Annotated in this window: 1 protein-coding gene; it reads left to right on the top strand. The window is 71.3% G+C overall.

Features of this window, described 5'->3' with window-relative positions:
• A partial coding sequence (locus tag ACZ7LS_RS36370; RefSeq protein WP_385137318.1) for an amino acid adenylation domain-containing protein occupies window positions 1-12,960 on the top strand: 12,960 nt, incomplete at its 5' end.
• Between the last annotated feature and the right edge of the window lie 20 nt (window positions 12,961-12,980).

Below are 12,980 nucleotides of genomic sequence, written 5' to 3'. Positions count from 1 at the left end.
GGGGTGTGGGCGGAGGTGCTGGGGCTGGAGCGGGTCGGGATCGAGGACAACTTCTTCGACCTCGGCGGCGACTCGATCATCAGCCTCCAGGTCGTCTCCCGCGCCCGCCGTGCCGGCCTCGCCCTCTCCTCCCGCGACGTCTTCCTCCACCCCACCATCTCCACCCTCGCCACCAAGGCCGGCCAGGTCGACACCGGCCCCGCCCTGCTCACGGAGAGCGGGAACGTCACCGGCGCCGTAGGCACAACTCCCGTACGGGAGTGGTTCTTCGACACCCATCCGGTGGCTCCCGAGCACTTCAACATGGGGGCAGGCTTCACCCTGTCTCCCATCACAGACCTCGAAGCTCTGCGGGCGGCCGTCGCCGCGCTGCTCGCCCAGCACGACGCGTTGCGGAGCACGTTCACCCGTAACCCCGAAGGGGCCTGGACCGGGCACATCATGCCCGCCGTCGACCTCGACGCGGTCTTCACCGTCCACGCGTGCGGGCCAGAGGAATGGCCCGCGCTCATCGCGGCCGCCCATGCCGGACTCGACCTGGAACGCGGGCCGTTGGTCCGTGTCCTCGTCGGAGTGACGGGCCCGGAGGCGCCGGTCCGGGTCGTACTCGCCGCGCACCATCTGGTGGTCGACGGCGTGTCCTGGCGCATCCTGCTGGAGGACCTGGAGTCCGCCTACGAGCGGATCGTGACCGGCCGGCAGCCCGACCTGGGGCCCAAGGGCACGTCCGTACGGCAGTGGGCGGCGCGGCTCGCCGAACACACCGCCGCAGGTGGCTTCGACAGCCAACTGCCGTACTGGCTGGAGACGACAGGCGGCGCCACCACCCGACTGCCCGTGGACCGGCCCGGTGGCGACAACACGGTGGAGTCCGAGCGTTCGGTGTCCGTGCGACTGTCCGCCGAGGAGACCCGGGAGTTGTTGCAGCGCGTCCCGGCGGTGTACCGGACGCGGCCGAACGATGTGCTGCTCTCGGCGCTGGTGCGCGCGGCGGGACCGTGGGCCGGTGGCGCGCGATGGGCCGTCGACATCGAGGCACACGGCCGCGAGGAGATCTTCGAGGACACCGATCTGACCCGCACCGTCGGCTGGTTCACCTCCATCCACCCGGTCGTCCTGGACGTTCCGGGGGACGAGGGTGCGGACTGGCGCGGGACGATCCGGTCGGTCAAGGAGCGGCTCAGGGCGGTCCCGGTCCAGGGCGTCGGCTACGGCGCGCTGCGCTATCTCCGGCGGCAGGAAAGCGACGCGAGCGCGGGCCGGGGAGCCGGTCTCAGCACCGCCCCCGTTCCCGAGCTGGCCTTCAACTACCTCGGGCACTTCGGCGGAGCCGACGACACCGGCGGCGGCTGGTACCGCTCGCTCGTCCTGAACCCGGGCGGCGAGCACCACCCCGCCGAGCAGCGGAGCCATGTGCTGGAGGTGGTGGGCGCGGTCCAGGACGGCGTGCTGGCCTTCACCTGGTCGTACTCGGCGAATCTGCACGACCGCGAGACGGTGCGGAGCCTCGCCGAGCGATTTGCCGCCGAGCTGCGGTCGCTCATCGAGCACTGCGCGGAGCCCGATTCGGGGGGCTGCTCCCCGTCGGACTTCCCGCTCGTACGGCTCACCCAGGCCGAGATCGATCTGATCGCCGGCGACGGCCGTGACATCGAGGACGTCTACCCGCTGACGCCCCTTCAGGCGGGGATGCTGTTCCATTCGCTGAACTCGCCCGGTTCGGCCGCGTATCTCGAACAGTTCACGTTCGTCATGGACGGAGTCGCCGACCTGGACGCCCTGGCGCGCGCCTGGCAGCGCGTGGTCGACGCCTCGGACGCGCTGCGGGTGTCGATCGCCTGGGAGGGCCTGTCCGAGCCGGTCCAGATCGTGCACCGACGCGCCGAGATCCCCGTCGCCCGTGTCGACTGGACCGGCCACTCCGAGACCGAGCGCCCCGCACTGTTGGCCACGCTCGTCGCCGAGGACCGCGCCGCCGCCGGACTGGACCCGGGCAGTGCCCCGCTCACCCGTGTCACCCTGGCCCGGCTGCCGGGAGAGCGGGTACAGGTGCTCTGGTCGTTCCACCACATCCTGCTGGATGGATGGAGCAGCGCCGCGGTGCTGTCGGACGTCGCGGTGGAGTACGCGGCCCTCGTGTCGGAGCGAGGACGAGGATCCGCGGACGGCTCGGTGGACGGCCCTGCGGACGGCCCGGCGGACGGCCCTGCGGACGGCCCGGTGGATCGGGCGGTCGGTCGGGTGGTGGATCGGCCCGTGCGCGGGGCGTTCCGGGAACACCTCAGATGGCTGGCCGGACGGGACCACGAGGCGGGGCGCGCGTTCTGGCGGAGCCGGCTCGCAGGCTTCGAGGAGCCGTCCGCGCTGCCCTTCGACCGTGCGCCGGACAGCGCGCACCGCGCCCGCTCGACGGACCGGGTGACCCTGCGCCTGCCCGCGGCGACCGCTCGTACCGTGGTGGACTTCGCGCGCCGCAGCAGGGTGACCGTCGGCACGATGGTGCACGGCGCCTGGGCGCTCACGCTCTCGCAGTACGCCGGATCGTTCGATGTCGTGTTCGGTACGACGGTGTCGGGACGTCCGGCCGACCAGCCGGGCGCCGAGAGCACGGTGGGACTGTTCATCAACACCCTGCCCGTACGGATCGCCACCACGCCCGCCGAGCCGGTGACGCGCTGGCTGCGGCGGATCGGTGACGAGCAGGCGGAGGCGCGGCAGTACGAGTATGTCGCGCTCCACGAGATCACCACCGACGTGCCGTCCGGCGCCGCGCTCTTCGACAGCCTGGTCGTCGTCGAGAACTACCCCGTGGACGCGGGAGCCGCCGCACGCCACGGCATCGTCCTGTCCGGGCTCGACGCGGTCGAGTCGACGAACTATCCGCTGACCCTCACCGCTCGCGTCGGCGATGGAACGGGAGATGAGACGGGAGATGAGACGGGGGACGGTACGGGCGAGGGGTTCGTCCTCACCTTCGGGTACGACCCGGAGCTGTTCGACGCCGACACGGTGCGGCGACTGGCGGCGGGCTGTGCGCGGGCGCTCGATGAACTCGCCGAGGACGGGGAACGTACCGTCGGCACGCTGACACTGCTCGGCGGGGACGAGCGTGCGCGGGTGCTCGGCGAGTGGAGCGGCGCTCCCGCCGCTGACGCGGATGCCGCGCCGGCGGGCCCGACCGGGCGTTCCGCCTCAGTGACGGATGTGTTCCGCGAGCGGGTGGCCGCGTCGCCGCACGACACGGCCGTGAAGTTCCGTGATACGAGCTTGAGTTACGGTCAGCTGGACCAACGGGCTGACCGGCTCGCCCAAGCCCTGCTGGAGCGCGGCGTGGGCGCGGGCTCGCGGGTCGGGCTGCTGCTGGCACGGTCGCCCGAGGTCGTGGTGGCCATGCTCGCGGTGCTGAAGGCCGGCGCCGCGTACGTACCGCTGCACGCGGCGCACCCGGCCCGGCGGATGCGGGACGTGCTGGAGCGCAGCGGCGCGGAACTGCTGCTGACCGATGGGTCGGCGCGGGCGCCCGAGGGCGTGGCCGTGCTCGATATGAACGATGCCGAAGCTCTTCCCCTCGTGCCCGAGCCGGTCTCTGTCGACGTCTCGCCCGAGGCGCCGGCGTATGTGATGTTCACGTCCGGGTCGACCGGGACACCGAAGGGCGTGGTCGTCACCCACGGCGGCGTGGTCGCCCTCGCGGCCGACCGGCGCTTCGGCTCGGCAGCACACCGGCAGGTGCTCTTCCACTCCCCGCACTCCTTCGACGCGGCGACGTACGAGGTGTGGGGACCCCTGCTGACCGGCGGCTGTGTCGTCGTCGCCGACGAAGAGCTGACCGCCCCCGCCGTACGGCGCGCCGCCGAGCGTGGCGTCACGGCGGTGTTCGTCACGACCGCCCTCTTCGGGGCGCTCGCGGACGAGGACCCCGGGTGTTTTGCGGGACTGCGCGAAGTGTGGACCGGTGGAGAAGCGGCGTCGGCGCCCGCGATGACGCGGATGCGCGCACACTGCCCGGACACCGAGCTGGTTCATGTATACGGGCCTACGGAGACCACGACCTTCGCGCTGTGCGGCCCGGTCGCGGCCGGGGACGCCTCGGGCGGGCCGGTTCCGTTGGGCGGCCCGATGGACGACACCCTGGCCTACGTACTGGACGGAGCCCTGCGCCCGGTCGGCGTCGGTGTGCCGGGCGAACTGTATCTGGGCGGTTCGGGGCTGGCACGCGGATACGACGGACGGGCCGGGCTGACGGCGGAGCGATTCGTGGCCAGCCCGTTCGCGGCGGGCGGACGCCTGTACCGGACCGGCGATGTCGTACGCCGCCGGGCCGACGGCCGGGTGGAGTTCCTCGGCCGCAACGACGGACAGGTGAAGATACGAGGCTTCCGCATCGAACTCGGCGAGATCGAAGCACTCCTGACGCGACGCCAGGACGTCGGTGCGGTGGCGGTGGTGGCCCGCGAGGACCGTCCTGGCACGAAGCGGCTCGTGGCCTACCTGGTCCCCGCGGGCGGCACGGTGCTGGACATGACGTCCGTACGCGAGCAGCTGGCGGCGGCGCTCCCCGCGTACATGGTGCCGTCGGCGTTCGTCGAGCTGGAGGCGCTCCCGCTCACCGTGAACGGCAAGGTCGACCGGCGCGCCCTGCCCGCTCCCGCTACCGGATACGGGCACGGGAGCGGAAGCGGAGGCGGGAGCGAGAGCGGCAACGAGGAACCGTACGTGGCTCCGCGTCCCGGCGCGGAGGAACTGCTCGCCGGGATCTGGCGCGCGGTGCTCGGCACCGAACAGGTGGGCGCGCACGACGACTTCTTCGCACTCGGCGGCGACTCCATCACCGCCCTCAAGGTCGTCTCCCGTCTCCGCGCCGCCCTGGGGGCGGGGCTCTCGCCGAGGGCGCTGTTCGACCATCCGACCGTGGCGCGCCTGGCTGCCGCGGTCACTTCCGGGGGACAGGCGTCCGCCGCCGTCTCCGCCCCGCAGGGCAGCGGCATCACCCCGGCCCCTCGGGACGGCCGGCCCCTCCCTCTGTCGTACGCACAGGAACGGCTGTGGTTCCTGGACGAGTTCACCCCCGGAGGCGCCGAGTACAACGTCGTCACCACGCTCCGGCTGACCGGCACACTCGATCCTGCCGCGCTGCGGGCAGCCGTCTCGGGCCTGGTGGCCAGGCACGAGGCGCTGCGCACCACCTTCGACTCCGCCGACGGGCGGGGCGTACAGCGGGTTCACGCGGAGCTCGACGTCACCGTACGCGTCGCCCATGCGCACGGGACGGCAGAGCGCGACGCCCTGCTCCGCGCCGAGGCGGCGGCCCCGTTCGACCTGCGCACCGGTCCGCTGCTCAGGGTGCTCCTGGTGCCGGAGGAGACCCCGGACAGCCCGGCCTTCCTGTTGATGCTGACGATGCATCACATCATCACCGACGGTTGGTCGATGGGTGTGATCACGCGGGAGCTGAGCGAGCTGTACGCGGCGGCACTGCGAGGTGGGGACGCGGACTTGCCGGCGCTGCCGGTGCAGTACCCCGACTACGCGGTCTGGCAGCGCGAGCGGCTCACGGGCGCCGCCCTCGACACGCATCTGGAGTACTGGCGCGAACACCTCAGGGGGCTCCCCGTACTCGAACTGCCCACCGACCGGCCTCGCCCCGCCGTACGGACCGGGCGCGGAGCGCTGCACACCTTCCGTGTTCCGGAGGAGCTGACGGCCGCGCTCACGGAGGCGGCGGCGAGGCGGGGCGCCACCCTGTCGATGGCGCTGACGGCGGTCACTCAGCTGCTGCTCGCACGCTACAGCGGACAGAACGACCTCGCCGTGGCCACGGCCGTCTCGGGCCGGGAACGAACCGAACTCGAAGGACTCGTCGGGTTCTTCGTCAACACGCTGGTTCTGCGGTCACGGATCGACCCCTCCGCCGACTTCGACGCTCTGCTCACGCAGGTACGGGAGACGACGCTCGCCGCGTTCGCCCACCAGGACGTGCCCTTCAGCCGGCTGGTCGAGGAACTCGACCCCGAGCGCGATCCCAGCCGCACCCCACTCGTCCAGGCGGCGGTCACGCTCCAGAACGCGCCCAGGGAGACCTTCGCGCTGCCCGGACTGCGGGTCGAGGAGACGCTTCCGCCCGTGGAGACGGCGCAGTTCGACCTCAACATCGAGTTCGAACCGGTCCCGGGAAACGGTCTGTTCGGCGTTGTCTCGTACAGCACGGATGTGTTCGATGCGGGGACGGTTGGGCGGATGGTGGGGCATTGGTTGGGTTTGGCGGGTGGGTTGGTGGTTGCTGGGTCGGGTGGGGTGTTGGGTGAGGTGTCGATGGTGGGGGTGGTTGAGCGGGAGTGGCTGGTGGGTGCGGGGCGTGGTGTGGTGGGTGTGGTGTCGGGTGGGTCGGTGGTGGATGGGTTTGCGGTTCGGGTGGGTGAATCGCCGGGGTCGGTGGCTGTGGTGTGTGGTGATGTGTCGTTGACGTATGGGGAGTTGGATGCTCGGGCGGGGCGGCTGGCGAGGGTGTTGGTGGGGTGTGGTGTGGGTGTGGAGTCGCGGGTGGGGTTGCTGCTTGAGCGGTCGGTGGATGTGGTGGTGGCGATGCTGGCTGTGGTGAGGGCGGGGGGTGCGTATGTGCCGTTGCATGGGTCGTATCCGGAGGAGCGGGTGCGGGATGTGCTGGGGCGGAGTGGTGCGGTGGTGGTGGTGACGGATCGGTTGGTGGGTGAGGTTGGTGGGTTGCCGGTCGTACGCGTGGATGCGGAGCCGGTCGTGGATGTGGGGCTTGCGTCGGTGGTTCCTGCGGGTGCGCTGGCGTATGTGATGTTTACGTCGGGGTCTACGGGTGTGCCGAAGGGTGTCGCGGTGACGCATGGGGACATTGTGGCTCTGGCTGCGGATTCCCGTTGGTTGTCGGGTGCGCATGGCAGGGTCCTGTTCCATTCGGCGCATTCGTTTGATGCGGCGACGTATGAGGTGTGGGTGCCGTTGTTGAACGGTGGGACGGTGGTGGTGGCGGAGGCTGAGTTGAGTGTGTCGGTGGTGCGGGGTGCGGTGGCGCGTGGGGTGTCGGGTTTGTTTTTGACGAAGGCGTTGTTCGATGTGCTGGCTGAGGAGGATCCCGGGTGCTTTGCGGGTCTGGGTGAGGTGTGGACGGGTGGTGAGGCGGCGTCGGGTGTCGCGATGGGCCGGGTGCTGGAGGCGTGTCCGGACACCGAGTTGGTGCATGTGTACGGTCCGACGGAGTCGACGGCCTTCGCGGTGTGCGGGCCGGTGGAGGCCGAGGATGTCTCGGCCTCGGCGGTGCCCCTCGGGGGTCCGATGGACAACACCTCCGCGTATGTCCTGGACGACGGGTTGCGGCCGGTCGCTGTCGGTGTGCCGGGGGAGTTGTATCTCGGCGGCAGTGGTCTGGCGCGTGGGTATGACGGTCGTGCGGGGTTGACGGCTGAGCGGTTTGTGGCGGATCCGTTCGGTTCGGGTGGGCGGTTGTACCGGACGGGTGATGTGGTGCGGTGGCGGCCGGATGGCCGGCTGGACTTCCTCGGCCGGGGCGATGGCCAGGTGAAGGTGCGGGGTTTCCGTATCGAGCTGGGTGAGATCGAGTCCGTACTGTCGCGTCACGCGTCGGTGGGGCGGGTGTCGGTGATTGTCCGGGAGGACCGTCCGGGGGCGAAGCGCCTGGTCGCGTACGTTGTGCCGTCGTCGGGTGAGCTGGACGTCACCGGCGTACGGGAGCATGCCGCGGCGCTGTTGCCCGAGTACATGGTGCCGGCGGCTTTCGTCGTCCTGGACGCGCTGCCGCTGACGGTGAACGGAAAGGTCGATCAGCGGGCGCTTCCGGCCCCCGACCTTTCCATGGAAGGGGAGTACGTCGCCCCCCGCACGGAGGCGGAGCGGGTGCTGTGCGAGGTCTGGGCCGATGTCCTCGGCGCCGAGCGGATCGGCGTCCACGACAACTTCTTCTCTCTCGGCGGGGACTCCATCTCCAGCCTCCAAGTGGTCTCCCGGGCCCGTCGCGCCGGGCTTGATCTGACCTCACGGGATGTGTTCCTTCGGCAGAACATCGCGGACCTCGCGGCGTCTGCGGCGCCAGCCGCCCCACGTAGCGCGGCGCTCGCGCCGCAGGGCGCGGTGAGCGGGCCCGTGGAGCCGACGCCCATCCGGGAGTGGTTCTTCGCCCACCACCCCGCCGCGCCACACCACTTCGCCATGTCGATGGGCTTCGAGCTGGCCCTCGGCACCGATCCCGCTCATCTGCGTTCTGCGGTCGCCGCGCTGCTGGCGCAGCACGACGCTCTGCGGTCGACCTTCACCCCCTGCACCGCCGCGGAACGCACCGCGCGGACGAGTGACTGGGCGGGGCACATCGCTCCTGCCCTGGACGTCGACGCGGTGTTCGCCGTCCATGACCTCACCGGCGCCGCCGACGCCGAGGACGTATGGCAGGGGCATGTACTCGCCACACAGTCCGGGATGGATCTGTCCCGAGGCCCCCTGTTCCGTGTGCTTGTCGGGGACTTGGGGCCGGAGTGTCCCGCCAGGCTGTTCATCGCCGCGCACCACCTGCTCGTCGACGGTGTGTCGTGGCGCCTCCTGCTGGAGGACCTGACCACGGCGTACGCGCAAGCCGCGGCCGGCCGGCCCGTCCGCCTCGGGGAGAAGAGCGCGTCCGTACAGCAGTGGGCGCGGCGGCTGGCCGCGCATGTCGCCGCGGGCGGCTTCGACGACCAGGCCGGCTACTGGCGTTCGGTCATGGACGCGGAGGCCACGGAGCTGCCGGTCGACCTCCCGGGCGGCGGCAACACGATGGCCGCGCAGGCCACCGTCGACGTCACCCTGGACGCGGAGGAGACCGCGGCCCTGCTGCACCGCGTGCCCGACGTGTACCGGACGCGCACCGATGATGTGCTGCTTGCCGCGCTCGCCCGTACGCTGCGGACCTGGACCGGTCGGGAGCGTACCGCCGTCGCCGTCGAAGGACACGGCCGGGAAGAGCTGTTCGGCGACCTCGATCTGACACGGACGGTCGGCTGGTTCACCTCGATCCATCCCGTCGCCCTCGCGCTTCCCGACGGCGGCGACCGGGCATCGGCGCTCATGTCCGTGAAGGAGCAGTTGAGGGCGGTGCCCGACCGGGGTATCGGGTACGGCGCGCTGCGCCATCTCTCCGCCGACGGATCCCCGGGGCGTGCGCTCGCCGACGCCGCCGAGCCGCGCGTCAGCTTCAACTACCACGGCAGATTTGACGGATCACCCGACCCCACCGGGCCGTTGGGCGCGCCCCTGCCCGCCGTCGGGCAGGACCACCACCCTGCCGAGGAACGCGCGCATCTGATCGATGTGATCGGTGTGGTCACCGCGGGCCGGCTGACCTTCACCTGGACGTACTCGACCGAGCTGCACCACCCCGCGACCATCGAGCGGCTGGCCCGGGACTTCGCCTCGGAGATCAGGGGTTTCGTCCAGCACTGCGCGCGGCCGGACGCGGGTGGCCGTACCCCCTCGGACTTCCCGCTCGCCCGGCTCGACCAGGCCACCGTGGACGCGCTGGTGGGGGTCGGCCCCGCGGTGCGGGACTCGGCGGTGGAGGACATCTATCCGCTCACCCCCATGCAGAGCGGCATGCTGCTGCACTCCCTCACCGAGCCGGGTGTCTATCTCGACCAGGTGTCGTTCCTGCTCGAAGGCGCCGGTGATCCCGGGCTGCTCGCCACCGCCTGGCAGCGGCTCGTGGACGCGACACCCGCGCTCCGTACGCGGCTGGTGTGGGACGGTGTGCCCGAGCCCCTCCAAGTGGTCCTGCGGCACGCGACCGTGGCGGTCCGCCAACTGGACTGGACTGCCCCTGAGGGCGATGCCGGAGCCGATCCCGACGACGACGAACTGGCCTCGCGGCTGCGCGAGTTGATGGACGAGGAGCATGCGGCGGGCATCGACCTGACCGTCGCCCCGCTGATGCGGCTCGTCCTGATCCGCGTGCGGGAGGACGCCGTCCGTGTCGTGTGGACCTTCCACCACGTGGTGCTCGACGGCTGGAGCACCACACAGATCTTCGAGGACGTCTTCGCCCAGTACCGTGCGCTCGGTACGGGAACGGGCGGTGCCGCGCCCCTGGCCGCCCGGCCACCGTTCCGGGATTACGTGGAGTGGCTGGGCAGACAGGACACGGCGGCGGCGCGGGAGTACTGGCGCGGGGCACTGGCGGGCTTCGGCTCGCCGCCCCCCCTGCCCGTCGACCGCCGTCGCACCCCCGGCCACCGGCCCCACGCCGCCGAGCGGGTACGGATCGAGCTGTCCGCCGAGGACGCCGGCGCGCTGACGGCGATGGCCGGGCGGCACCGGCTCACCCTCAACTCGGTGGTGCAGGGCGCCTGGGCGCTGCTGCTGTCCCGCTACTCGGGCGAGGCCGACGTATGTTTCGGTGCCACTGTCTCCGGGCGCCCCGCAGACCTCCCGGGCATGGAGTCCACCGTCGGCAACTTCCTCAACACACTGCCCGTACGGACCCGGGTACCGGAGACCGAGAGCCTTCTCGACTGGCTCGGCCGGCTCCAGACCGAGCAGGCCGAGGCGAGAAGCCATGAGCATCTCGCGCTGCGGGAGGTCCGCGACTGCGCCGAACTGCCGCGCGGTACCGAACTCTTCGAGAGCATCGTCGTCTTCGAGAACTATCCCGGCAACGAGGAGGCCGCGGCCGCGCACGGGCTGCGGGTCACCGATGTGCACACGGTCGACACCGCCGGCTACCCGCTGGATCTGACCGCGTACGCGGACGCGGACAAGCTGGCGCTGGTGCTCGCGTACGACCCCGCGCTGTTCGACCACGACCGCATCGTGCACATGGCCGAGCATCTGGCCGTGCTGCTGCGCGGCATGCCGGGCGGCACGCACCGGCCGCCCGCCGAACTGCCCCTGCTCTCGGAGAGTGGACGCGACCGGCTGCTGCGTGGCGGCGGCGACGGCGCGGGTCACCGCGCGGGCGCGGGAGACGGCGAGGGAAGCGGCGGGCGAGTCGGCGAGGGTACGGGTGGTGGCTGGAGCGGTCGCCGGATCCCCTACGAACACTCCAGCTGTCTGCATGAACTCATCGCCGCGCAGGCGCGCAGAACGCCCGACGCGGAAGCGGTGGTGTTCGGAACGTCCGCGCTGACGTACGCCGAACTCGACTCGCGTGCCAACCGGCTCGCCCAGTACCTGGTCACCCGGGGCGTAGGACCGGAGACCGTCACCGCCATCTGCCTGGAACGCGGCCCGGACATCGTGGTGGCCCTGCTGGGGGTGCTCAAGGCGGGCGGCGCGTACGTTCCGCTCGACCCCGCCCACCCCGCCGAGCGTCTGACGTACGTCCTCACCGACAGCGCGGCCAGGCTGGTGATCACGCAGCGGTCACTCGCCGGGGGACTCGCGGCCGGCCCGGTGCCGCTGCTGGCGCTGGACGAGCGATGGGACCTGATCGCCGGGCTGCCGGACCAGGCGCCGGAGACCGGGGTCACCCCGCGTGATCTCGCCTATGTCATCTACACCTCCGGGTCCACCGGACGGCCCAAGGGTGTGATGGTCGAGCACCGCAGCATCAGCCATGGCGCGGCGTCCTGGAACGCGGCGTACGGGTTCACCGGCGGCGGGGAGAGCAAGGCCGACGGGCCCGTACGGCAGCTCAACGTGGCCAGCATGTCCTTCGACGTGTTCGTCTCCGACCTGGTGCACGCCCTCTGCCACGGCGGCGCCCTGGTCATCGCACCACCGGAGGCCATCGCCGACCCCGCGCGGCTGCTCACACTCATGCGGATCGCCCGCGTCACCCACCTCGACACCGTGCCGGCGCTGGCCACCGCGCTCGCCGACGAGGCGGCGCGCCACGGCGAGGGCCTCCCCCCGCTGCGGGTACTGGCGGCCGGCGCGGATCTCTGGCGTACCGACGACTGCCGACGGCTCCTGGACGAGGCCGCGGAGGGCACCACCGTGCTCAACACCTACGGCGTGACCGAGGCCACGGTCGAATCGTCGCTCTATCCGGCGGTACGAGGAGCGCTGCCCGACACCGCGGGTGTGCCGATCGGCAGGCCGAACCCGGGCATCCTGATGTATCTCCTCGACAGCGCGCTGCGGCCCGTCCCGGTCGGTGTGACCGGAGATCTCTATCTGGGCGGCCCCAGCGTCGCCCGGGGGTATCTGAACCGGCCGGATCTGACCGCGCAGCGGTTCGTCGCCGATCCGTTCGGCACGGATCCCGCCGAACGGCTGTACCGGACCGGCGACCGCGCCCGCTATCTGCCGGACGGCGAGATCGAGTTCGCCGGCCGCGCCGACGAGCAGATGAAGATCCGCGGTTTCCGTATCGAGCCGGGTGAGATCGAGTCGGCGCTGCGGCAGCACCCGTCCGTGGCCCGCGCGGTGGTCGCGGCGCGGCAGGACGACGGGGGCGCGCCGCGGCTGGTCGGCTACGCGGTCGTACGGGACGGGCACACCTTCGCCCCCGGCGAGCTGCGCGCCCATCTCAAGGGACTGCTGCCCGGCTACATGGTGCCGTCGGTGTTCATGGAGCTGGCGAGCCTGCCGCTGAACGCCAACGGCAAGGTCGACCGGAAGGCTCTGCCCGCACCGGACCCCGCCGCGCAGGCCGGCACCGCGTACACCGCACCGCGCACGCCGGGAGAGGAAGTCCTCGCCGGTATCTGGCAGGAGGTGCTGGGCGTGGAGCGCGTCGGCGTCGAGGACGACTTCTTCGATCTCGGCGGCAATTCGATTCAGATCCTGCAGATCAACTCCCGGATCAGAACGGCGTTCGGGGTGGGGTTCTCCGTCCGCGCTTTCTACGACTCCCCGACGGTGACCGGTCTCGCGGTCGCGGTGGAGGAGCGCATCCTCCAGGAACTCGAAGACTCGATACGGCAGGAGCTGTACGAGCAGCACGAAAGCACCGAGCCGCAAGAACAGCAGGTACAGCAGGAACCGCAGGAACAGCAAGAGAACTGAGCAACAAGCGGGAACTGGAG

This window comes from Streptomyces sp. NPDC039430 (assembly GCF_055639435.1).
The sequence above is the reverse complement of the archived record's forward strand: the minus strand, read 5'-3'. Positions and strand labels throughout refer to the sequence as shown.